20 protein-coding genes are annotated in these 24,132 nt (G+C 53.1%); 3 read left to right on the forward strand and 17 right to left on the reverse strand.

Annotated elements, in window-relative coordinates; all coding sequences use genetic code 11:
• Positions 1–15: 15 nt before the first annotated feature.
• From C4F51_RS04440 to C4F51_RS04455, 4 genes are read right to left on the reverse strand one after another with little or no spacing between them, the layout of a single operon-like run.
• Positions 16–1,881: an extracellular solute-binding protein gene (locus C4F51_RS04440; RefSeq protein WP_193907536.1), complete on the reverse strand. Its 1,866-nt coding sequence runs from the start codon at positions 1,879–1,881 to the stop codon at positions 16–18.
• A gap of 35 nt (positions 1,882–1,916) precedes the next feature.
• A complete protein-coding gene (locus tag C4F51_RS04445) occupies positions 1,917–3,497 on the reverse strand; it encodes an ABC transporter ATP-binding protein (protein WP_193907538.1) in 1,581 nt (526 codons plus the stop codon).
• Positions 3,494–4,663 (reverse strand): ABC transporter permease, encoded by a 1,170-nt coding sequence (locus C4F51_RS04450; RefSeq protein WP_328701310.1) that lies wholly within the window; start codon positions 4,661–4,663, stop codon positions 3,494–3,496. The genes C4F51_RS04445 and C4F51_RS04450 overlap by 4 nt, the downstream gene beginning before the upstream one ends.
• Position 4,664: 1 nt before the next feature.
• Positions 4,665–5,729, reverse strand: coding sequence for a microcin C ABC transporter permease YejB (locus C4F51_RS04455; RefSeq protein ID WP_193907540.1), 1,065 nt, complete (start codon positions 5,727–5,729; stop codon positions 4,665–4,667).
• A 469-nt stretch (positions 5,730–6,198) separates the two neighbouring features.
• On the opposite strand from C4F51_RS04455, the gene C4F51_RS04460 reads away from it, so the two are divergent.
• Positions 6,199–8,556, forward strand: a complete 2,358-nt coding sequence (locus tag C4F51_RS04460) for a TonB-dependent receptor (RefSeq protein WP_193907542.1) — start codon at positions 6,199–6,201, stop codon at positions 8,554–8,556.
• 64 nt (positions 8,557–8,620) lie between these two features.
• Here C4F51_RS04460 and C4F51_RS04465 read toward each other — a convergent pair whose 3' ends face one another.
• Positions 8,621–9,160, reverse strand: coding sequence for a sigma-70 family RNA polymerase sigma factor (locus C4F51_RS04465; protein ID WP_193907544.1), 540 nt, complete (start codon positions 9,158–9,160; stop codon positions 8,621–8,623).
• 324 nt (positions 9,161–9,484) lie between these two features.
• Here C4F51_RS04465 and C4F51_RS04470 point away from each other — a divergent pair, with 324 nt between their 5' ends.
• Both C4F51_RS04470 and C4F51_RS04475 read left to right on the forward strand, forming a co-directional pair.
• The gene (locus tag C4F51_RS04470; protein WP_193907546.1) at positions 9,485–10,171 is read left to right on the forward strand and encodes a superoxide dismutase; all 687 of its coding nucleotides are present in this window, start codon (positions 9,485–9,487) and stop codon (positions 10,169–10,171) included.
• 200 nt (positions 10,172–10,371) lie between these two features.
• Positions 10,372–10,698 carry a DUF6172 family protein gene (locus C4F51_RS04475; RefSeq protein ID WP_193907548.1) on the forward strand — a complete coding sequence of 109 codons (327 nt, stop codon included), beginning with the start codon at positions 10,372–10,374 and terminating at the stop codon, positions 10,696–10,698.
• A 135-nt stretch (positions 10,699–10,833) separates the two neighbouring features.
• On the opposite strand, the gene C4F51_RS04480 is transcribed toward C4F51_RS04475, so the two are convergent.
• The 12 genes from C4F51_RS04480 to C4F51_RS04535 form a co-directional block, all read right to left on the reverse strand.
• Positions 10,834–12,198 carry a DEAD/DEAH box helicase gene (locus C4F51_RS04480; RefSeq protein WP_193907550.1) on the reverse strand — a complete coding sequence of 455 codons (1,365 nt, stop codon included), beginning with the start codon at positions 12,196–12,198 and terminating at the stop codon, positions 10,834–10,836.
• Positions 12,199–12,351: 153 nt separating this feature from the next.
• Positions 12,352–12,765 carry an ExbD/TolR family protein gene (locus tag C4F51_RS04485; protein WP_193907552.1) on the reverse strand — a complete coding sequence of 138 codons (414 nt, stop codon included), beginning with the start codon at positions 12,763–12,765 and terminating at the stop codon, positions 12,352–12,354.
• A gap of 1 nt (position 12,766) precedes the next feature.
• Positions 12,767–13,504: a MotA/TolQ/ExbB proton channel family protein gene (locus tag C4F51_RS04490; RefSeq protein ID WP_193907554.1), complete on the reverse strand. Its 738-nt coding sequence runs from the start codon at positions 13,502–13,504 to the stop codon at positions 12,767–12,769.
• A 65-nt stretch (positions 13,505–13,569) separates the two neighbouring features.
• A complete protein-coding gene (locus tag C4F51_RS18250; protein ID WP_193907556.1) occupies positions 13,570–14,271 on the reverse strand; it encodes an energy transducer TonB in 702 nt (233 codons plus the stop codon).
• 549 nt (positions 14,272–14,820) lie between these two features.
• Complete coding sequence (locus tag C4F51_RS04500) at positions 14,821–15,906, reverse strand: ABC transporter ATP-binding protein (protein WP_193907558.1); 1,086 nt, start codon at positions 15,904–15,906, stop codon at positions 14,821–14,823.
• Positions 15,907–15,936: 30 nt separating this feature from the next.
• Positions 15,937–17,646 carry an ABC transporter permease gene (locus tag C4F51_RS04505; RefSeq protein ID WP_235992278.1) on the reverse strand — a complete coding sequence of 570 codons (1,710 nt, stop codon included), beginning with the start codon at positions 17,644–17,646 and terminating at the stop codon, positions 15,937–15,939.
• Positions 17,636–18,664, reverse strand: a complete 1,029-nt coding sequence (locus C4F51_RS04510) for a Fe(3+) ABC transporter substrate-binding protein (RefSeq protein ID WP_193907560.1) — start codon at positions 18,662–18,664, stop codon at positions 17,636–17,638. The genes C4F51_RS04505 and C4F51_RS04510 overlap by 11 nt, the downstream gene beginning before the upstream one ends.
• A gap of 224 nt (positions 18,665–18,888) precedes the next feature.
• Positions 18,889–19,896, reverse strand: a complete 1,008-nt coding sequence (locus C4F51_RS04515; protein WP_193907562.1) for a cytochrome d ubiquinol oxidase subunit II — start codon at positions 19,894–19,896, stop codon at positions 18,889–18,891.
• A gap of 40 nt (positions 19,897–19,936) precedes the next feature.
• Entirely contained in the window at positions 19,937–21,307 is a 1,371-nt protein-coding gene (locus C4F51_RS04520; protein WP_235992279.1) for a cytochrome ubiquinol oxidase subunit I, read from the reverse strand.
• Between the two features lie 84 nt (positions 21,308–21,391).
• Positions 21,392–21,940 (reverse strand): GbsR/MarR family transcriptional regulator, encoded by a 549-nt coding sequence (locus C4F51_RS04525; RefSeq protein ID WP_202987612.1) that lies wholly within the window; start codon positions 21,938–21,940, stop codon positions 21,392–21,394.
• 268 nt (positions 21,941–22,208) lie between these two features.
• A complete protein-coding gene (locus C4F51_RS04530; RefSeq protein ID WP_202987613.1) occupies positions 22,209–23,231 on the reverse strand; it encodes an NADP-dependent oxidoreductase in 1,023 nt (340 codons plus the stop codon).
• 22 nt (positions 23,232–23,253) lie between these two features.
• Complete coding sequence (locus tag C4F51_RS04535) at positions 23,254–24,069, reverse strand: oxidoreductase (RefSeq protein ID WP_193907566.1); 816 nt, start codon at positions 24,067–24,069, stop codon at positions 23,254–23,256.
• Positions 24,070–24,132 lie beyond the last annotated feature (63 nt).

Below are 24,132 nucleotides of genomic sequence, written 5' to 3' on the forward strand. Positions count from 1 at the left end.
AAAAGGTCAGTTGTTCTAGTTACTGCTTTGCACGCCGGTGCTGTCCCACCAGGTAGAAATTACCCATTCATAAGCGTTGTAATACAGCGGCAGGATTTCCGGCCGCTTCAAACGCTGGTGATGGATGATGTGGTGATTGGTGAGGTAGCGCCATGGCTGTATGTAATGGCTATGCATCAATACGCGATCCAGTGCGCGCCCGGTGTATTTCAACTCGTCGTAGGAGTCGGCATCCAGCAGGCGGGTAATCAGCGCATCTACCACGGGCGATTTCACCCCGAGCAAATTCTCCGAGCCGGGTTTGTCGGCATCGGCGCTGTTAAATTTTCGCCATAACTCGGCGCCTGGCATGCGCGATTCCCGCAAGCCGATGGGTGCAAAATCAAAATCAAAGGTAGACAGCAGCGCGCGCGAGGTGGCCGCATCGGAATTGCGGTGTCTCACATCAATACCGATTTTGGTCAGGTTAAGGTAGTAAGGGTCGAGCAACATATTGCCGCCACGGCTGCCGCTGACTTCAATAACGAAAGGCTCCCCGGCGGCATTGCGCAAGGCGCCATCGCGATAGGTCCAACCGGCTTCTTCAAACAAATCCAGCGCCCGCATCAAATTTTTTCTCAGGCTTGACGGTGGTTTGGTTGAGGGCAATTGCACGCTGGGGCCAAAAACAGCCGGGTCCAGCTGGTCGCGATAAGGCTCGAGGATGGCAAGTTCTTCCGGGCCTGGCAGGCCGGTTGCTTCCAGCTCTGTGGTGGCAAAGTAGCTATAAACCCGGCTGAACTGGTTATCAAATATTTTTTGATTCACCCATTCAAAATCCAGGGCATGATTCAGCGCTTCACGCACTTTCGGGTCCTGAAAACGTTCGTGTCGTAAATTAAAGCCGTGGCCAACCATGGCGGGTGGGTTTTTGTGGGGGACTTTTTCCTTGATCAGTTCACCGCTTTTAAAACGGTGGCCAATGTACTGGCAGCACCAGTAACGCATTTGATGCTCCATAAAAAAATCGTATTGCCCGGCGCGCAGTGCTGACACCTGGGTATCGCGGTCTTTATAAAGTTTGTATACCACTGTGTCGAAGTTGAGTGTGCCGCGGCGTACCGGAATATTGCTTCCCCAATAATCCGGATTGCGGCGATAGGTAATCCCGCGGGATTCAACCGCGCGCTCAATCAGGTAGGGGCCGCTGGTTACCGGGTGCTCATGGCGTAACTTGTCAAAGTCGGTACGCTCCCCGTCGGCGCCAACACCCCACTTGGGCGAGAAAACCGGCAGGCTGCCTGCAACAAAAGGCAAGTCGCGACCTTTACGGGTAAAGGCAAAATAAACGGTTTTGTTATCAAGAATTTGCAGTGCGGCTATTTCTGCAAAATAGGAGCGGAAAATCGGGCTGGCGTTAGTGGCGGTAAGGGTGTCGTAAGAATATTTTACATCGTAGGCGGTAACCGGATCGCCGTTGGAAAAACGCGCTTGCGGATGCAGGCGAAAGGTCACGCCGCTGAAATCTTCATCGACAATAATATCTTTTGCCAATAGTCCGTACTGGGTGTTGCGTTCATCCAGGCTGTATACCGTAAGCGTTTCAAACATCAGCTCCAGCAGGCCGGGTGCCGGGCGTCCTTTCAGGCTGAAAGGGTTGAACTTGTCGAAGCTGCTGTTAGCACCGGTATTGGACAGGTTCAATACGCCGCCTTTAGGCGCATCGGGGTTTACATAATCAAAATGAGTAAAATCTTCCGGGTATTTGGGATCGCCGAACTGCGCAAAAGCATGTTGATAAGACTGGGTGGCACTACTGACCAGCAGCATCAATGCCAGCAGAAATAAAGATTGCCTCGGGTGCGGAAGTTTTAAACCTGATGTGCGAAAAAAATGAAACATAGTCTTATATGGATAACCCGTAAATGGCGAAAGATTCAGAGCGTGGCTTGAACCAGTGTTCTGGTGTATTCATGATGCGGTTCGTTGATCAGCCGGGTCGTTTCGCCCTCTTCGACGATAACGCCGTCTTTCATCACGTATAAACGGTGAGCCAGCGCGTTAACCACGCCAAGGTCATGGCTGATTAACAGGTAGCTCAATTGATATTTTTGTTGCAGGTGCACCAGTAGTTCCAGCACCTGCTTTTGAATGGAAACATCCAGTGCCGACGTGGGTTCATCAAGGATAAGGATTTTGGGTTCCAGCACCAAAGCGCGGGCAATGGCAATGCGCTGGCGTTGCCCACCGGAAAACTCGTGGGGATAACGGTGCAAAATCGAGGTAGGCAAGCCCACTTCTTTTAACACCTGGATAATCCGTTGCAAGCGTTGTTCTTCATCCAGCTCCGGAAAATGCAGGGCGATACCTTCGCCAATAATTTTGCGGATAGTTTGTCGGGGTGACAGCGAGCCAAACGGATCCTGGAATACCACCTGAACACTGGACCGGAAGCTCAGTTCATTTTTTCTTTTTCCGGCAGACAGAAAGTCTTCGTGATAATAAATATCCCCGGAGTGAGGTTTGATCAGTTTGAGTATGGTTTGCGCCAGGGTGGATTTTCCCGAGCCGGACTCGCCGACAATGCCGATGGTTTCGCCAGCTCTCAAATACAAATTGGCACCGGCTACCGCGACAAAAGAGTCTTTTTTGAAAAGCGATTGCCAACCTTTGCCCTGAATCGGATATTCCACACGCAAGCTGGTGGTTTCCAGCAGTACCGGGCTGCTCTCTTCCACCGGGGTTATGTGGCGCTCCGGCAGGCTGTTGAGCAGTTTGATGGTGTAAGGATGTTGCGGTGCCTTGAACAGCTGGTCGGTTTCTCCGGTTTCAACCAGATTGCCTTTTTCCATAACCGCGACCCGTTGCGCGAAGCGCTTGACCAGGTTGAGGTCGTGGGTGATCAGTAATATTGCCATGCCTTCTTCACGCTGCAAATCCAGCAGCAAATTGATAATGCGCGCGCGAATTGTCCAGTCCAATGCGGTAGTCGGCTCGTCGGCAATCAGCAATTTGGGGCGGCAGGCGAGCGCCATGGCGATCATCGCCCGCTGGCGTTGCCCGCCGGATAATTCATGCGGGTAACTGTCAATGCGCCTTTCCGGCTCGCGTATGCCGGTGCGAATCAACAGTTGCAAGGTTTTTTTTCTGGCTTCAACCGGCGTCAGGCTTTCATGCAGTACCAGGGTTTCAACAATCTGGTTGCCTATGGTATGCAGTGGATTAAGCGCAGTCATTGGCTCCTGAAAAATCATGGCGATATCGCGGCCGCGAATGCTGCGCAATTCATCTTCCGGAATTTCCAGCAGATTTTTGTTATCAAAAATAATTCGGCCCCGGTGTTGCGTGCCGCTCGCCAGGCGCAGAATAGACAGCGCGGTAACGGTTTTCCCCGAACCTGATTCGCCCACCAGCGCGATACGCTCGCCGGCTTTAATGCTCAGGTTAAGGTTGTTTACCGCCAGCCGTGAACCGAATGCCACCGAGAAATTTTCTATGGAAAGTAAGGTGTTACTCATACCGCTGTCACCCTTGTATTGGGTGACAGCGGTATGTCAAAAGGGTTTTCTTCGGCAAGTTCGTCTTCGGCACTTTTATCTTTGATGCGGGTATCCAGCGCATCGCGCAGTGCTTCCCCCATAAACGTCAGCATCAATAAAGTGAGCATCAATACGCTGAAAGTCGCCAGTGAAATCCACCAGGCATCGAGGTTATTTTTACCTTGCGCCAGCAAGTTGCCAAGGCTTGGTGCGGGGGCATTAACGCCCAGCCCGAGAAAGTCGAGGCTGGCCAGCGCCATAATGCCTGCGCTCATGCGAAACGGCAGGAAGGTGATAACCGGGGTGAGGCTATTGGGTAAAATATGTCGCCAGATAATTTGACCATCAGAAAGACCAATAGCCCGTGCTGATTTGACGTACTCCAGTTGGCGATTGCGTAAAAATTCTACGCGTACATAATCGGCGAGGTGTATCCAGCCAAATAGCGACAACAAAATAAAAAGAAAAATAAAGGTTGGTTCAAAAATAGAGGCAAAGATAATTAATAAATACAGCTCTGGCATGGAGCTCCAGATTTCAATCAATCGCTGCCCGACCAGATCAACTTTTCCGGCAAAGTAACCTTGAATGGCACCAATCAAAATTCCCAGCACAGTACCGGCAATAGTCAAACCCAGTGCAAACGTCACTGATACCCGGAATCCGTACAGCAACCTCGCCGTCATGTCATAACCCGCTGCGTCAGTCCCCAACCAGTTTTCTGAGGAGGGCGGCCCGGGATAATGTTCAGCGGTAGAAAAGTAATTCAGGGTGTTGTAGTAATATTGATTGAGCGGGTAAATGGAAAAATTACCCTCGGAAGATAACTGTTCTTTAATAAACGGATCAAGATAGTCCGTCAGGGTGGGCAGCTCGCCACCAAAAGTCGCTTCGGGATAATCCTGCCAAAGAGGAAAAAACCAGGCATTTTCGTAATGAACTATCAGCGGCCGATCATTGGAAATGACTTCGCCAATAAGACTCAGTCCGTAGAGGATGGAAAACACAATCAGACTGTAATAACCCAGCTTATGCCGTTTAAAACGCTGCCAGATACGTTTGCCGGGCGAGACTGATCGCGCTTCTTCTTCCGGCGCCAGACGAATTTCCTGCGAGTCTTTCAGAAAAATATGCGGTGCGTTCACCTTAGCTCTCCTGCGCGGTAAATTTGATGCGGGGGTCTACAAATAAGTAAGCGATATCGCTTAATAATTTGATCAACAGCCCGATCAGCGTAAATAAATAGAGGGTTCCCAGCACAACCGGGTAGTCGCGGTTATTAATGGCTTCGTAAGAGAGCAGGCCAAGCCCGTCGAGGGAGAAGAGTGTTTCTATTAATAAACTGCCGGTAAAAAATGCACCGATAAAGGTGGCAGGGAAGCCGGTGATCAGTGGCAGCAAGGTGTTTCTGAAAACGTGCTTCCATAACACCTGACGCTCTGATAAGCCTTTGGCGCGTGCGGTGAGCACATACTGGCGGCTGATTTCTTCGAGAAACATATTTTTGGTCAGCAAGGTTTTCATGGCGAATAAACTGACTACCGAGGCAACCACCGGCAAGGTGATATGCCACAAGTAATCGAGAATTTTTCCGCCCCAACCCAGTTCGTGCCAATGGTCGGAGGTTAGCCCTCGCAACGGGAAAATATCCCAGAAAGAACCGCCACCGAATAACACAATCAGCAAAATGCCGAGCACAAAACCGGGTGTGGCATAACCGACCAATACAATCAGTGTGGTGACGGTGTCAAAGCGCGAGCCGGCTCGTACCGCTTTGGCGACACCCAGCGGAACAGAAACCAGGTAGGTTAAAAAGAATATCCATACGCCCAGCGAAACCGTTACGCCGAGTTTTTCCTGAATTAATGACGCCACGCTTTGGTGATGGTAATAGCTGTCACCCAATTCAAAGCGCACATAATTTTTCAACATTTCCCAATAGCGGGTTAATGGCGGTTTGTCGAAACCGTAGAGCGCAGTGATTTGCTCAATTTGCGCCGCATCAATGCCTTGCCGCCCGCTGTAACTCCAGCCACCTGTGGCACTTTCACCGGTGTCAGCACCGGAGCGCGCACCGTGCCCGTCCAGCTGCGCCAGCATGTGATCAACCGGGCCGCCCGGAATAAATTGGGTAACCAGAAATGTAATGGTGAGCACGCCGAGCAGCGTCGGTACCATCACCAGTAATCTTTTAATAATGTACTGCAGCATAAAAACACGATCCGTGGAGGCACATCTCTTTTTGATGTTATTAACACCGGCGTAACTGTGCTTAATGCATGTGGCGTGCCATTTGTTTTTAATGCCGCAATCCCTTGCTCTGGCGCTTTATTAAAATAATGAAAGATTTTTTTGACGACAAAGCCTGTTCCTATTTAAACAGCGGGATAAACTGGTGTTGCTTTATCGTCACAATATGGATGGGGAAGTCCAGGCAAGGACGTTGCTGTTGTTTATCCAACTCTGCTGTTGAAGCCTTAACCGGTAGCGTGCCGTAATGCGCTGTTGCTGTTGCCTGGCAGCTATTTTATAGCCTGTATATTTTGTTGTTTTTTATACGGATTTATTTTCATTTTTAAAAATTATCCAAAGTTGGTCTGCATCCTGCTATTACCCACTCATGTTGTCGCTTGTTGTTTTATAGCGGGATAAGAATTTACATCAGTGGGATAATTTTATTATGGTTTTGAAACGACGTGCGATGTATCAGGCAGTCACCGCTGCCTGCCTGACGGGATTAATTCCACTGGTAGCGCAGGGGCAAACCGGCGATGAATCCAAAAAAAGTGCGCAGGGTTTGGAAGTTATTGTTGTTACTGCTCAAAAACGTGAACAATCTATTCAAACCGTACCACTGGCGTTAGCGGTGATTGACGGCGATGAAATATTGGATCGCGGTATTTTCAGCTCCAATGATATTCAGCGGCTTGCGCCGGGCCTGTCCGGGCAGCAAAGCGGATTTTCACGGCCGCGCTGGTTTATTCGCGGCATCGGCTCCAATGACCCAAACCTCACTACTGAAAGCCCGCTGGGTGTTTATAACGATGAAGTCTTTACCGCACTGACCTCGTTACAATCCTTCCCGATTTTCGATCTGGAGCGGGTTGAAGTATTGCGTGGCCCGCAGGGAACCTTGTGGGGAAAAAACACCACCGCCGGTGCGGTTAACTATATTTCCCGCAAACCGGATTTTGAAACCAGCGGTTATGTGCGTGCCAGCGCCGGTGATTGGGGTTCAAAAGGTTTGCAGGGTGGTTTGGGTGGAGCAATCAATGAAAGCACTGCCGGCCGAATTTCTTTTTTCCATCAAAGCTATGATGGCTACGCAAAGAATTTGTTAACTGGAAAAGATGGCCCCGCCTTTGAAGAGAACGCCTTGCGGGTGCAGTTGCTGACCAATGTCACCGACAATTTTACTGCGCTGTTCAACGTGCATTTCTTAAAAAGCGAGCCGGGTGCCAATTATGCGTATCAGGTGCACAGCGAAGCGGGCGGCGCCGACCGCTATGGTTTTACGCCGGACTACGGCACCAACCCCAAGGCCGGAGATGCGTATTACGCGGGTGAAAGTGACAACGTCACTGACACCGAAGGTGCGCTGGTTAAACTGGACTGGTCGTTGGGCGACTACACTCTGACTTCTATCAGTGCTTACGATGAAAGCGTTAATACCAGTAAATCTTTTTCCGGTAATCAGCCAACTTTTGTCGGCGAAAGAGACAACACCTCCACCTGGGGAGAAACCGACTCGAAACAAATTTCCCAGGAAATTCGCCTCGTTTCACCCCAAACCAGCGCCTTGAGCTGGATTGCCGGTTTGCATTATTTTCGTTATACCTTCGCCCAGGATGCGGCGAGCGCCACCTTTTCTCCGTCATCGCGCAGTAATTACACCCGCACCTGGCGTGATCAGGATTCAGAAAGTTTTGCGGCATTCGGCAGCATCAAATATGAGTTTACAGAAAAATTCCGTTTGAATGCAGGCTTGCGTTGGACCGAGGAAGAAAAGGATATCAACATCCATACGGTGCGCACACCCACCGGAAGCACCACCTTTAATAATGTTTCCAGCTGGTGGCAGCTGAGCGCGCTGGATACGCCGTTTAATTACAATCAGAATGTTTTTGAAAATAGAAGCTGGCGCGAACTGACCGGCGACATCACCCCGGAATATCAAATTACCGATGAAACCCTGTTGTATTTTCGTTACGCGCGGGGCTACCGTTCCGGCGGTTTTGGTTCCACCATTCCTACGCTGAATGCGCAGCAAATTGCGGCGGGTGTTGCGCCTTACATCCCGGTGGTAGAGCCGGAGTTTCTCGATTCCTGGGAGTTGGGTAGCAAAAGCACCTTTCTCGATGGTGCGTTAAATGTTAACGCAACGGTTTTTTACTACGATCATAAAGATATTCAGCTCAATGTGCAGGCGCCGAACCCGTTGAATTTGATCAACCCGCCGAGCGGTTCTTTTGCGCAGAATGCATCGCAGGGTGAAGTCACCGGATTTGAATTGGAAACGCAGTGGCAAATTACTGACAATTTGCGCCTGAATGCGGCCTGGAGCCTGGTCGATGCCGAATACGTGGATTTTTATCCAATCCTGTCGGTAAGTGGCGTAACCGGAGTGGTGGATCGCAGCGGTAATAAATATTTCCGTACCCCCAAACATCAGGTAACGCTGGATCTGGAATACCGCATTCCTCTGGACGGTGGCAGTAATATTATTCTGTCTACCGATTGGGTGTATCGCAGCCATCAATATTACGATGCGGCGCGTCAGGGGTTGGCACAGGGTGAAGTCGCCCGCGATGTGAATGGCGTGGTTCATCAATACGGGTGGCAGGAGCAGGGTGGTTACTGGCTGGGTAACACGCGCGCCGCCTGGCAAACCGCCGATGAAAAAATTGAATATTTTGTTGAGGTAAAAAACCTGGCGGATGAAAACTATGTGGTTAACGCCACGGCGGCGTCACCCAGTTATCCGGTGTCGTTAGGGCAACCGCGCTTTGTTCAGGCGGGTGTCACGGTGAAGTTCTAAACAGCGTTTAACCGGAGGGCGTCAGCGTGTTGTGGCGCTCTCCGGCTGCGTAACATTATTTCCGTTAATGTATTCCCGCCAACACGGGCTGACAGCGATCTGCCGTCTGGTGAAGATATTTACCGAGTGTGCGCGGCGAAATTCCCAATTGTACCGCCACGGTTTTGCGCGGTTGCTTGTCAACGTAATACATCAAAAACGCCAGCCGCTGTTTTTCGCTGCTGCGATCCAATGTGCTTACCAGTGTTTCCAGCGACTCGCGGGCAATAAACGCTTGCTCCAGCGATGGTTCGCCATTGCCTTCACTGGCAACGGCCAGATAATCCATGCAAGCCGCTTCGCGCTCCTGCCGGCGAAGCTGGTCAATCAACAACCGGCGTGCGGTGGTGGTTAACCAGGCGCGAGGTTCGCGTAACGCGTCGCTGGCAGCGGCGGTAATAACCCGACAAAAAGTATCGTGAGCAAGGTCGGCGGCATGTTCCGGGCAGCGGGTGTGTTTGCTCAACCAGCTGCACAGCCAGGAGAAATGATCGCGGTAGAGTTGCTGAAGCTGATGCCGCTCGTGCTGTTGCAGGTTGTTTTGTAACGAGGTGCTGGCGCTCATGCCCTGACTCAACAGTGGACGCAGATGCGATATTGGATCACAATTGCAGGTGATAATTGTTCGCAATTATCCGTGTGCCGGCCAGAAAGTCAATGCGTATTTGCAGGGATACTCCTTATGGGCACCGGGTGCAGAAATGCCCGTCGCCAGGATTCTGCCCGGCAAACCTGCAATGGCTATCACAAGTGTGAAAGCACCGGCGTATTCGCTCCGGGGCGGTTTTGTCTATACCGCTTTTAGGGTCTATGCTCTGGCATACTGTCCCCATCTTCCGCTTGACCGGAAGGTATTGGCTTCTCATGTACTTTTTACAGGAATGTGTTTATGAAACTTCGCCACCTGGTAACGGCTGTCGTGTTGTCAGTCACTGCTTTTTCCGTATCCGCGCAAACCGCGCCTTTCAAACTGGACCCGCTGCCCTACGCGGCCAATGCGTTGGAGCCGGTGATTGATGAAGCAACCATGAAATTGCACCACGGCAAGCACCATCAGGCTTACGTTGATGGTTTGAACAAGGCGCTGGAAGGCAACAGCAGCTTGCAGCAGGCAACGCTGGAGACCTTGGTAGCCAAAGCAGGCACCCATCCGGCGGCGATCCGCAATAATGCCGGTGGTCACTGGAACCATACCTTTTTCTGGAAGAGCATGGCCGCTACCGACAAGGTAGGAAAAATCTCCCCGGAGCTGTCTTCTGCCATTAACAGCAGCTTCGGTTCTCTGGACGATTTTAAAGCCCAATTCAAACAAGCCGGTTTGAGCCGTTTTGGTTCCGGTTGGGTTTGGCTGGTGGTGGATGGCCAGGGCAAGCTGGTAATCAGCTCTACGCCTAACCAGGACAACCCGTTGATGGATGTTGCCGACGTAAAGGGCACGCCGATTTTGGGTAATGACGTGTGGGAGCATGCTTACTACCTGAAGTACAACAACCGCCGTGCTGATTACCTGGAAGGCTGGTGGCAAGTTGTAGACTGGAAAGTAATTTCTGACCGCTACGCTGCTGCGCGCAAGTAATCGGGTTAATTGTGCCGATCTGTGTTACCGGAAGCCGCCGCAAAGGCGGCTTTTTTGTGTCCGCAGTGGTGGATTGTTGCGCCGCTCGCTAAAAGAAGCCGGCAGAGTTTGGCGTGATCAATGATGCGGCTCGTCTCCCGGCGCGGGTCCGTGCTACCATGTTGGAGTAACCAGATTGCCCCATTCCTGAAAGGTAACCCATGAAAAAAACGTTCAAACTGCACATTGAAGGCAAAAACCCCGACCGCGTGCTGGAAGCCATCAAGCATGAGGTGCGCAAATACGTTAAGCGCGAGCGCAACAAAGCTTTGCCGCAGGGTGTTGATTACTGGACCTTTGATTGCAAGTTCGGCCTGACTGAAGCAGATGCTGAAGTGGTCGCTCTGTCTGACATTACGCGCCGTATGGACGCTGTTGCCGCCGCCGGTGGCGATGTTTTTTATGTGGAAATTCTTGCCGCTTACGGCTTCAGAAAGCCGCGCGAAGACTTCGGCTCCGAAGCCGATAACGAATTGATCGAAGATTAAGGCGGGCTATTGGCGGCGTTGCCGCTGCGGATACTCAATTCCGTAAAAGATCTGCCCCTGAAAACACAAAAAGTCGGCTGTGATTGCAGCCGACTTTTTTATTTTCAGAACCCCGATTTGTCCGTAATGCTGCTATCAGCTGCGTTTGCCAGGCTTGGTCGAGGTGCGTGTCGGGCGTTTGGCCGGTGGTTTGCCGGTATTGCTTGCGGCAACGCCCCGTCGAGGTGTTCGGGCTGCTTTGCTGGCATTGCCTGTTTTGGCATTGGTGGTTCCGGCTTTGCTACGCGTGCCTGGTTTCGCCTTGCCGGAGGTGGCAGCGGCTTTGGCCAGCGCGCTTTTTGGCTTGCTGATTTTTATATATTCTTCGGTCACGTCGAAGCCGGCAATCTTCTGGCGCTTGATGCGGGTGCCAATCGCCTCTTCAATCAGTTCGATGCGGTGATCTTCGGCCGGTGTGACCAGAGAAATCGCCTTGCCCTTTTGTCCGGCGCGGCCGGTACGGCCCACACGGTGCACGTAATCTTCGGTGAAGAAGGGCAGGTCGAGGTTGACCACGAAGTCCAGTCCCTGAATATCCAGCCCGCGCGCCGCCACTTCGGTGGCTACCAATACCTGCAGTTTGCCGTCTTTAAAGTCCTGTAATGCGCGGCGGCGTGAGCCCTGGGTTTTCTCGCTGTGGATAACAGCCGCTTCTATTTTGTCGTTTTTCAGCGCTTTGTAGAGCTTTTCTGCTTCTTCGCGGGTGCTGCTGAACACCATCACCTGATACCAGTTTTCGGTGCGCAGCAAATGTGTAAACAACTCGTATTTGCGCAGACTGTCGACCGGGTAGAGTACGTGGTCAATGCTGTCGGCAACCGAGTTGCGGCGCGATACGGTAACCAGGGTGGGGCGGTTCATTGCCTGGTGCGCCAGGTTAGTTACCAGCGGTGAGCCGGTCGCGGAGAAAAACAGCGTTTGATGCTTGCGGCTAACACTGGTGAGGATGGTATGAATGTCGGTGACGAAACCCATGTCGAGCATACGGTCGGCTTCATCCAGCACCACAAATTCGGTTTTGGCGAGGTTGATGTTTTCCAGTTGTACGTGTTCCAGCAGTCGGCCCGGCGTGGCGACGATGATGTCTGCACCGGCGCGCAGTTTGGCGGTTTGGCCGGTAAGTTTTACGCCACCGTAAATGCTGACCACGCGGAAGTCAGTGAATTTTGCCATCGCGGCAGCGGCTTCAGCAATTTGCTGCACCAGCTCACGGGTCGGTGCCAGAATCAGCGCGCGGGTAAAACCGGCTTGCGCATGGCCGGATTTTTCCAGCATCTGTTGCAATACCGGCAGCACGTAGGCGGCGGTTTTGCCGGTACCGGTTTGCGCGGTAGCGAGCACATCCTGACCGCGACGGGCGATGGGAATTGCCTGCTGCTGTACGGGCGTCAGGGTTTTAAAGCCGATCGTTTTGATGGCGTGAAGCAGCTCCGGCGCGAGGCCGAGTGAGGCAAAATTCATAACAAAGTAACCGCAGGGAAAGTAATTGGCCGATAGTATACCGGCTTATGCATAAGGATGCTGCGCGAGGCAAGCGATACTGCGGGCGTTGCGGGGTAAATGACAGACAAAAAAATACCCGGCTGTAAGGCCGGGTATCGGTGTTGCATCCGCTTATTGACCCGGGTCGGTGACAAAGCCGAGTTTCAATATGCCGGCTTTTTGTACCGCCGCCATGGCTTTGATTACATGCTCGTAACTCACTGTGCGGTCGCCGCGCAAATGAATTTCCGGCTGTGGTTCCTGCCTGGCTGCCGTTGCCAGACGCTGTTCCAGCTCTTCGATGGTTACGGCGTCTTCATTCCAGTGCAGCTGGCCGCCGTCGGTTACCGCAATGTTTACGGTTTCCGGTTTGATCTCATTGATGGTGTTGTCTGCGCGCGGCAGATCTACCTTCACCGAATGGGTCAGCACCGGTACGGTGATAATAAAGATAATCAGCAATACCAGCATGACGTCGACCAGCGGTGTCATGTTGATCTCGCTCATTACCTCATCGTTGTCGTCGAGTCCGCCACCGAATGCCATGTTATTGCGCCTCTTTATGCGGAACTTTGCTGCTCAGGCGGGTAACCGGAACAATCACTTTGCTGCTTGCCGGTGGTGCACCGGTGATCAGGTAGGCATGCAACTGGTGAGCAAAACGGTTCAGCTTGCTGAGAATGCCTTTGTTGCCGCGGTTAAGGGCGTTGTAACCGAGTACCGCAGGGATCGCTACCGCCAGGCCGAAAGCGGTCATGATCAGCGCTTCACCTACCGGGCCGGCTACTTTGTCGATACTGGCAGAACCGGAAGCGCCGATGCCGACCAGCGCGTGATAAATACCCCATACAGTACCGAACAAACCGATAAACGGTGCGGTGGAGCCTACCGACGCCAGCACCGCCAGGCCGCGTTGCAGACGCTCGGAGGTTTCATCGATGGAGCCGCGCAGGCAGGCGGTTAACCAGTCTGCCAGCGGCAGATGGCCGTGCAAATCGCTTTTGTGGTTGGTGTGGTGATCCAGCGCGGCCTGGCCTTCTTCTGCCAGATGGCGGTAAGGATTGCCTTCACGCTCGCCGAGAATATGCAAGCCTTCGCTGAAACTTTTGGCATGCCAGAAATCAGTCTGGGCGATGCTTGGCTTGCGCAGGCGATACAGGCCCCAGCTTCTGACTGCAATCACGTACCAGGAGGCGATGGACATAACAAGGAGCATCACGGCGACCCCTTTGATCACCATATCGCTCTGTGCCCAGAGGCTTTCAATTCCGTAGGGGTTGCTCATATCGTTTATTCCTCATTATCAAACATCGGATTACAAGTTTCGGTGTTGTTGGCAATTCACCCGGCCTAGTTCAGGGTGAATTCAATCGGTTGTACGTACCAGTATTCAATCGGCTCATTACCGCGTTTTGCCGGTGAATAACGCCATTGTTTAACGGCTTTCATGGCGGTGTCATCAAGACGTTTAAAGCCGCTGGATTCTTTCAGCTTGATCTCACCCACACTGCCGTCAACCAGAATCAATACATCCAGAATCACCGTACCGGTTTCCCGCAAGCGCCGGGACAAGCTCGGATAAGCCGGCTTGGGGTTGTTCAAGCTGTGTGCATCTTCCCGTGGCGGCGTTACCGGTGCACCCATGGTGTCGTTTTTCTCAGCCATCGGCGTAGACGGTGCCGGTGGTGGAGGGGGCGGTGGTGGCTCGTCAACCGCTTCCTGTTCCTGGGTAATCGCGCGCTCCGAGGGTGGTGCTTCCGGCGGTGGAGGCAACGGCTTGGGCTTCGGTTTCGGCAGCGGTTTTGGCTCTGGCGGCTTCGGTTTTGGTTTGGGCGGCTCTGGCGGTGGCGGTTCTACCGGCGGCGGAGTTTCCTGCGCGCTGGGCAGCTGCACGGTTTCTGCCGGTGGTGCTGGCAGAATAATACCTTGTACGGTGGGCAGTACCAGATCATTAATTTTTGGCGAAGGTGACCAGATGGTGAAACCAATCGCGCCGGCATGCAGCGCAATAACGCCCACCAGCGACAACAGGGATGCCTTTTCATATTTCATACTGAAAACCCTGTGAAAATCATTGCCCCGGTCGATGCTAAAGGCGTCACAGCGGTATCGGTGTTACCACCATCCATAGTAAGGCAGCGCGCTGTACAACCGGTGTACCCCAGTGCAAATGCCAGTAACATCATGCGTCGATTCCTGTTGAGTTGGCTGTAACCGGACTGGACACAGCGGCCAATGTGTTTAGCTGATCGTTGCGACACGACGATCGACGCGGGGCTTGCTTCGCTTACTTACGGGGTTGCCCATCGGACACATCGCTGCCCGATATCCACCGTAGAGGCCATTGTCGAGCAGCCGTTATCCAGCGCGGCGGCTGAAAAAATCAGACGCGATTAAAGCGAGGCGTAATGATAGTGCTGCGTAATATGACGAAATGGCTATAAGAATATTACAAATGATAAATATTCGTATTTGCATTGAAGGCGCGCACTTTAACAAAATACGTCCTGCAGGTGAAGCTTTTTTCGGCAAATTCTTAACAGAAGTTAGCAAAGGCGCAGTAATTGTGAAAAATAAATGCAACCGCGTCTTTGATATACATCATCCGGCGAGGTTGGTGGGGCGATCAAATACAAAGGCGCCACTGGCATCCAGCACAAGGGCGATGCTTTCACCGGCTTGTAAATGCACGGTATTGGCAACTTGCATTTGCAAGGGCGAGGGGACGTTATCCGGTTGTACGCTAACGCTGGTTGTGGCGCCCAGCATATGGGTGTCGATGACTTTGGCCTGGCAGGTCAATGGCGACTGCTCGGCAACTTCTGCCGGTTTGATCGCCTCGGGGCGAATCAGAATATCGGCATAACCGCCTTCTTTTAGATGTTTTGCATCCAGCGGGCCGAAGGGGGTTTGCACCTGACGGTTTACCACCTGGCTTTGAAGCGCGTTGATATCACCAAAAAATTCGGCAGCAAAGGCGTTGGCCGGCCGGCGATAGAGGGTTTCCGGCGTGCCGGTTTGCAGAATATGGCCGTCAGACATCAGCGCAATACGATCCGCCATAAACATGGCTTCATCGGGGTCGTGGGTTACCAGAATACTGGTGGTGCCGGTGGCTTTCAGCAAGCCGAGGGTTTCCTGGCGAATGCGGTGGCGCAGCCGTACATCAAGGTTGGAGAAGGGTTCATCCAGCAACAAAATGCCGGGTTCCGGTGCCAGTGCCCGTGCCAGCGCAATGCGTTGCTGTTGGCCGCCGGACAATACGTGGGGGTAATCCTTCGCCCGGTTGGCGAGGTGTACCCGTTCCAGCATGGCCATAGCGCGCTGCTGACGATCGGCACGAGGTAAGTGACCCAGCCCGAAGGCGACGTTTTCAAGAATACTGATATGAGGAAAGAGCGCAAAATCCTGAAACACCATGCCGATACCGCGTGCCTCTGGTGGCAGGTGGGTTTGGCCGGTAGCGATGAGCTGCTGCTGAATTTGCAGCTCGCCTGCCTGTACCCGCTCCAGTCCGGCAATCAAACGCAGCAGGGTGCTCTTGCCGCAACCTGATGGCCCTGCCAGGCAAATCACTTCGCCGGCCTGAATGTCCAGGTCGATATTTTTCAGCACCAGGTGATCGCCAAACTGATGACGAATACCGCGAATGCTGAGGTTTTGCGAGCGTGATGCTGTCTGGTTCATGCAGGTTTTTCCGAAGCGCAATCAATAACGTCAGTGCGAGTTTTTAGGCGTGCCGTAACGCGATAACAGCACAATAGGTATCAGGCCTGACAAGACAATCAGCAGTGCGGCAACAGCACCGCTTTCGTAGCTGCCGCGCGCCGCCTCACCGTAAAGGTGGGTGGCGAGTGTTTCAAAATTGAGCGGCCGCAACAACAGCGTGGCTGGCAGCTCTTTCATGCAGTCTACAAAAATCAGCAGCATCGCCGCCGCCATCGCCGGGCGTGATAGCGGCAAGTGAATACGCCAGGCACGTTTGCCGGCGGGTACGTTCAATGAGCGTGCGGCGTCATCCAGCGATAGCGGAATCTTGTTAAAACCGGCTTCAATGCTGCCGTTGCCAATCGCCAGAAAGCGGGCGGCGTAGGCGTAAACCAGCGCCGCGCCCGAGCCGGAAATCAACAGGCCGGTAGATACGCCGAACAACCAGCTGCTGCTGTTATCAATAGCCGCGTCCATCCACGCCAACGGCCCCAATAAGCCGATGGCCAGTACCGTACCTGGAATGGCGTAGCCCAGGCTGGCAACGCGAACCAGGGTGCGCAGCAAAGCACTTTCGCGGGCCAGCCGCAGGCTGTAAATCAGAATAAACGCCAGGCCGGTGGCTACCAGCGTGGCTACCGCAGAAATCAGCAGCGTATTGCGCGCCTCAACAATAATCGCCGGGTCGATACCGGCAAAAGCGATACGTTTGGCGGCCTCTACCACCAGATAACCGGTAGGAAGAATAAAACCGAAGATAACCGGCAAGCAGGCGAGGCTGACCATTAATACACCGCGCCAGCCGTGCAACGAGCGGGTAGTCATCGGGCGCGATTGGCGGGCACCGGCGTGATAGCGCTGCCGACGGCGCGCCCAGCGTTCAAGCAGAATCAGCGATACCACGATAACCAGCATAAACAGGGCGATTTGCGCGGCACCAGGCAGGCTGGAGCGGTTAACCCAGGTGGAATAAATAGATACCGTCATGGTGCGCACACCGAGAAATTCCGAGGCGCCAATATCATTCAAGGCCTCCATCAAGGCGAGGCTGGCACCTACCGCAATGGCGGGCCGGGCCAGCGGCAGGGCAATACGGAAAAAGGTACGGCGCGAGGAGGCGCCCAGGGTGCGAGAGGCATCCAGCAGACCGGCGGCCTGCATCATAAACATGGCCCGTACCGGCAAATACACGTAGGGGTAAAGCACCAGACTCAGCAATAAAATGCAGCCGCCCATAGAGCGGATATCCGGCAGGCGGAAATCCCGCGGGCTGCTGTAGCCGAGCAAGTCCCGCAGTAAGGTTTGAATAGGGCCAACCGGATGCAATAAATCCAGATAGGCAAAAGCGACAATGTAGGTGGGTACCGCCAGTGGTAACAGCAGCGCCCAGGCCAGGATGCGGCGGCCGGGAAAATTATAGGCTGTAACCAGCCACGCGCAGCCGGTGCCGATGGTAATGACCAGCACGCCAACGCCGCTTAGCAGCAGAACCGTGTCTCTGAGGGCTTGAGGTAAAACATAGGTGCGCAGATGCTGCCAGAGCTCGCCGGAGCCTTCGGCCGCATGACCAGCCAGCGAGAGTACTGGCAGCAGTACCAGAAGCGCTACTACCAGTGAAACCAGGAACCAGCCAGCGCCGATTCCGGAGGAGACGCGCTGCCACAGCGAAAGCGATGATGCTGTGGCAACGTTGGAGGGGTTTACACTATCAGTTGTCAAAACCAACCTTATCAACCAGCAAGCTGGCGGCCTTACGATGTTTGGAGATTTCGCTGACCGATACGCTATCAACTGTCAGCGTGCCCAGTGCAGCAATAATCGGGTCAACAGTGGCACCGGCTTTAACCGGGTATTCGAAGTTGGCTTTGGCGTAAATGCCCTGGGCTTCGTCGGATACCAGGAACTCCAGTAATTTAACGGCATTATCGCGGTTTGGCGCGTGTTTGGCGATGGCTGCGCCGGAAACGTTGACGTGAGTACCGCCATCTTTAAAGGTTGGCAGCAATACCTGAATGCCGTCGCCCCATTGTTTTTGGTCAGCGCCGCCAGCACCGCTACGCATCAGACCCACGTAGTAAGAGTTGGCGATGCCGACATCACACAGGCCACCGAGAATATCGCGTGCGACTTCGCGGTCACCGCCACCGGCTTTACGGGCCAGGTTGGCTTTAACGCCGCGCAACCAGGTTTCGGTATAGGCTTCGCCGTGTTTGGCAATCATGTGCGCAATCAGCGCGGTATTGTAAGGGTGCTGGCCGGAGCGAACACACACTTTACCTTTCCATTTTGCGTCAGCCAGTTCTTCGTAGGTGAAGTTCTTCAGGTCTTTCAAATCCTTGGCGGCGTACAGGGTGCGAGCGCGCATGGACAGGGCAAACCAGTTGCCGTCGCTATCGCGCAATTGCGCCGGTACAGCGGCTTCCAGCACCTTGGATTTTACCGACTGGGTAACGCCTTTATCGACCAGATCCGTCAGATTGCCGAAGTCTACCGCCATCAACACATCAGCCGGTGAGCGAGCACCTTCGCTGGCCACACGTTCGGCCAGACCATCTTTCAAAAACACGGTGTTTACCTTGATACCGGTATTGGCGGTGTAGGCATCCAGCAGCGGTTGTACCAGCGCCGGTTCGCGGGTGGTGTAAAGGTTAACCTCAGTCGGTGCTGCAGACACGGCAAAAGGTGCCATGCTGGCCGCGACCAGAGTAATACGACGAATCCAGGAAGTTAATGTCATGGTTTTTTCTCGCATGCGTGGGGAAGAGGTATTGATGGATGTTTAACGATTCCACGGGTAATGGAACGAAAAGTGGCGAGAGTTTAGCACTCCCGGAAATGGGAGTAAATGATAACAATTCTTAATATTGTGTGCTTTTGCAATATCTTTTTGCTAGCCGGTTTTACAGGGAATTACGCGGGTGGCTTTATCCGTCTGCTTCAGGATAAAGCCACCGGTTTGACTCAATAATAATTCAGGTGAGTGGCCTTGCCCCAGAAAACCCGGTAAGCAAACACGGTGTAAAACAGAATCGTGGGCAGTACGATCACGGTGCCATACAGAATGAACCACAAGGCTTCGGGGGCGCTGGCTGCTTGCCAGATATCAATTTGACCTGGCACCACATCGGGGAAGAAGCTGTAACCCAAACCGATAAAACACAGCAGAAAAATCAGCGCCACCGACGCCAGCGGAATCCAGCTGCCAAAGTCATGTTGATAGGGGAACTTGGCCAGGTAGCGATCTACCAGTACGAAGGCCAGCAAGCACACCACCGGAATCACCATCAGCAACAGGGCTACCGGTGAGCCAAACCATTTTTCAAAGATGCCGGGGCTGATCAAGGGGTTAACAATAGACACCGCGACAATACCCACCGCTGTCAGAATGCCGCAACGGCGAGTCCAGCGCGCCGCTTTAAGCTGCAATTCGCCTTCGGTTTTCAGCACCAGCCAGGCGCCACCAATAAAGGAGAACCCGGCAGTAACACACACCGCACTGAGGCCGGAGAATAACCAGGCTTGCCAGCTATTATCAAAACCCATCACGTACATGCCGAGCATAAACCCCTGGGATGAAGCGGCCATCAGCGAGCCGGCCTTGAAGCATTTGTCCCACAGGTCTTTGTGATCAGCCGGTGCCTTGGCGCGGAAGTCAAAGGCAACGCCGCGCAGGATCAGGCCGATAATCATCACGGTAACCGGCACATACAGGTGATACAAAATCAGGCTATGTGCAGACGGAAAGGCAATCAATAACAAGCCGACCCCGAGCACCAGCCAGGTTTCATTGGCGTCCCAAAAGGGGCCAATGGAGGCAATCATAATATCCCGTTCTTTTTCAGCATCGGCCGGTAGCAAAATGCCAACGCCCAGATCATAGCCGTCGAGAACGGCGTAAATCAGAAACGATAACCCCATCAAGCTGATAAATATAATCGGTAACCAATAGGCTTCGCCGGTAAGTTCCATAACAACCTCGGTGACAAAAAGAAATCGATAATTGGCCGCGTTAGTGTTGCGTCAATGGGTTTAATTTATCCTGCAAGGTTTCCACTTCTTCCGGACGATCAACCAGTACCGATTTTCTCGCCATCAGGAACAGGGTGCGCATGTAGGCAAACATCAATACGACATACAGAACAATGTAGAAAGTCAGCGACATGGCAACGTAAGGCGCACCAATACTGGTGACTGCATCGGCGGTTTTAAGAACGCCGGACACCAGCCACGGCTGACGGCCAATTTCGGTAACGTACCAACCGGCAATACTGGCGGCCCAGCCGGAAAAAGTCATACCGAGCAGCACTTTCAGCATCCAGCGCGGCAGTTCCTTGTTGCGGTAAAGTTGCCAGCAGGCAACCCACGACACCAGCAGCATCAAGGCACCAATGCCGACCATGATGCGGAAGCCGTAAAACACCGGTTTAACGGGCGGATGTAAACCTTCAAACTCATTCAGGCCACGAATTTCACCGTCCATATCGTGGGTCAAAATCAGGCTCGCCAGTTTGGGAATTTCGATAGCGAAATGGTTGGTTTGGGTTTTTTCATCCGGAATGGCAAACAGCACCAGCGGCGCGCCTTTTTCGGTATGCCACACGGCTTCCATGGCGGCCACTTTGGCCGGTTGGTGTTTCAGGGTGTTGAGGCCGTGCAAGTCGCCCAATACAAACTGGATCGGAATGAACAGCGCCGCCGCAGTAATACCCACTTTCAGTGCTAAACGCGGTGCCGGTTTGTGGTCACCTTTTAACAAGCGGTAAGCGGAGATGCCGGCGATCAAAAAGGCAACGGTCAGTCCGGAGGCCGCCAGCATATGGGCAAGGCGGTAGGGGAATGACGGATTAAAGATCACTTCTACCCAGCTGGTGGGAATGGCAACGCCATCGCGCATTTCAAAGCCGGCTGGCGTTTGCATCCATGAGTTCAGTGCCAGAATCCAGAAAGCTGACAAGCTGGTACCCACGGTAACCAGACCAGTGGCAAAGGTATGCACCCGCGCAGAAACCCGGTTGACCCCAAACAGCATCACGCCCAGAAAGGTGGCTTCAAGAAAAAACGCGGTAAGAATTTCGTAGCCGAGTAGCGGGCCGGCAATGGTGCCCACCGTTTCCATGTAGCCTGGCCAGTTGGTGCCAAACTGAAACGACATGGTGATACCGCCCACCACGCCCAGCGCAAATGACAAGGCAAAAATTTTGATCCAGAAACGGTAACAGCGCATCCAGATTTCGTCCTGGGTGCGGTTGTATTGAATGCGGAAGAAAAAGAGGAACCAGCAGAGGGCGATATTGATCGCGGGGAACAGAATATGAAACGAGATGTTGGCGGCAAATTGGATGCGCGACAACATCAAGGTGTCCAGTGATTCAAACAGCATAGTGCTTACCTCGGATGCCGTATAAGAGGCAGTTATTGGATCTGCCTTGTTTAATCATCACTCATTACGGGTGGCGTTTTGCGCTTAATGCTTGGCTGAGCCGGGCAGCCATTTTTCCTTCAGATCCAGCACCTTGCCGAGGCTGCTGCCCAGCTTGAGGAGCTTGTGCAAACTGCCGGTATCGAGCCGTTGTATTTCAGTCGTCCACAAGGTGATCATCTCGATCAGATCGTGCATTTCCTGCATGCGTTTTTGCGCGTATTCCTCTTCCTCACTCACCGGTTTATTCAAGAGTAGGCCACGAAGTGTAGAGAGGGTAGGGTCAATTTCCCGTTTGCGACGTTGTTCTATGAGGGTTTTGGCGATCTCCCATACGTCGGCTGGCGCCGAGTAATACTCTTTGCGATCTCCGGGGATATGTTGCAGTCGCACCAACTCCCAGGATTGCAATTCTTTCAATCCCATACTGACGTTGGAGCGGGAAAAGCCGAGGGTTTCGGTGATGTCTTCAGCGGTAAGCGGAGAGGAAGAGAGCACCAGCAGCGCATACATCTGGCCAACGGTGCGGTTAATTCCCCAGCGACTGCCCATCTCACCAAAATGAAGAATGCAGGCTTGCATCATGGGTGTCATTGTCACAGATTCCTGTAATTTCAGTAATTACTGAAATTACAGGAATCTGTGACATTTCGTCAAGCGGAAAAGTCAACAAACAGCCTGTTCGGTTAAAAATAGCGCGAATAGCATGTTGGTTGAAAGAATTGAATAGGCCGGGTCAATGCCAAGTAGGGGGGGGATTCTCTATTGCTATAACTTGCCTGATATTACTATTGGGCAATCGCTATTGGAGATCCCTATTTAATGGGGCGCGTGTTAATGGCGCGCGTAGCGATCAAACTGCCTATGGCTTCATGGTGATAACCACCTTTCCTTTTGCACGCCCTTTGGCCAGGTATTCAAGCGCATCTTTTGCTTTATCAAAGGGAAATACTTTGTCGATCACCGGTTTGATGCGCTCGGCCTCAATGAGCTTACTGATTTCGGCAAGTTGGGCACCATCAGGACGAACAAAAAGAAATGAGTAAGAGACATCCCGCTTTTTCGCGAGACGCATAATTTTGCGACTCATCAGCCCGAACACAAATCGCAGCACGAAGTTCAATCGCTTGGTGCGCGCAAAAGCGACATCCAACGGCCCCACAATAGAAATTATCTTGCTGCCCGGTTTAAGGATGCCAATCGATTTTTCTATCGCATCGCCTCTGACGGTACCCAGTACGGCATCGTAATCGCGCAACACTTTCTCAAATTCTTGTTGCTTGTAATCGATCACCTCATCGGCACCCAGGCTGCTCACTAAAGGAATATTGCCGGTGCTGGTGGTAGTTCCCACCCTGGCGCCCAAGTGTTTTGCCAGCTGGATGGCAAATGAACCAATCCCTCCCGATCCCGCCGGGATAAACACTTTTTGTCCGGGGCGAAGATTCAGCCGCTCCTTCAATGCCTGCCAGGCGGTGAGCCCGACCATAGGAATCGAAGCTGCCTGCACAAAATCCAGATTGGCGGGTTTCAGCGCAGCAGCGCTCTCGGGCACCACCGCAAATTCGGCGATTGAGCCGGTGCCCAGGTCGAAAATACTGGCGAATACAGCATCGCCCGGCTTGAAGCGCGTGACACGGTCACCAACCGCTGTAACCACGCCAGCCAAATCGCTGCCCAGGGTTGCGGGAAGTTTGAAATGCAAAACCGGTTTAAACGCCCCGGTGGGAATCATATTGTCGATGGGGTTTACCGCTGCGGCATAAACCTGAACCATAAGTTCATCAGGTTTTAGCGCTGGGCGAGGAATATCGGTTAACCCGATTTCCGGTGCTTTGCCATAACGTTTGAAGGTCAGTGCTTTCATTGTTAACGACCTATCCATAAGAATCTCCTTGGTACCGGGTTCAGCTATCGAGCTGAAAGTTCTTGCGAATGACTTTATCAAAAACCCCCGCAGGTGCGAATCGCCGCAAAAACTGTAACTGAGCGGCCGCTTTACCGGCGGTGTAACGGCGCTTCGGCCGCTCGGCGCGAATGGCTTGCAACACCACGTCGGCTACCACGTCCGGTTCGTCCGCATTCGCCATGGCCTGATTAACGAATTTGGTAACCTTCGTCCGAATCTGCTGGTACTCGTCGAGCGTTGTATCGGGCTGGATATTGTTCGCCTCGAACTGCGTTTTGGTATAGGCCGGTTCGATGACGGACACTCTGATTCCGTAGCCGCGCAGTTCGTGATCCAGCGCCTCGGAATAACCTTCAACGGCATGCTTGCTGGCACTGTAAAGCGCGGCATAAGGCACCGGAACCAGGCCGAGAATGGAGCCAATGTTGATGATTCTGCCGCTGTGCTGCCGGCGCATCTGAGGGGCGACTGCCTGGGTCATCCGCACAAGGCCGAGAAAGTTGGTATCGAGGATGGCTTTGGCCTGCGCGATTGAACTTTCCTCGGCCGCGGCGGGTGCAACGCCGAAACCGGCGTTGTTGACTAACACATCGATACGACCCTCCAGTTCCAGCAGTTGCTTGATAGCCGCTTTGACGGAAAGGTCGTCGGTGACATCGAGCGCCAACATCGGGAAGGGATATTGGCCTGCTGTGGCGCCGCGCCTGCTGGTGCCGTAGACCTTGTAGCCCGCAGCTAACAGTGTAAGGGCCGTGGCTTCACCGATACCCGATGAAGCGCCGGTTACGAGAACTACAGACTGTTGTGTTGTCATTTGAGGCATTCCGGTCATTGTCATTGTGGATCAGCAGCGCCTGGTTCCGGCAGCGGATAACAT

The organism is Cellvibrio polysaccharolyticus, assembly GCF_015182315.1.
Taxonomy (GTDB): Bacteria; Pseudomonadota; Gammaproteobacteria; order Pseudomonadales; family Cellvibrionaceae; genus Cellvibrio; species Cellvibrio polysaccharolyticus.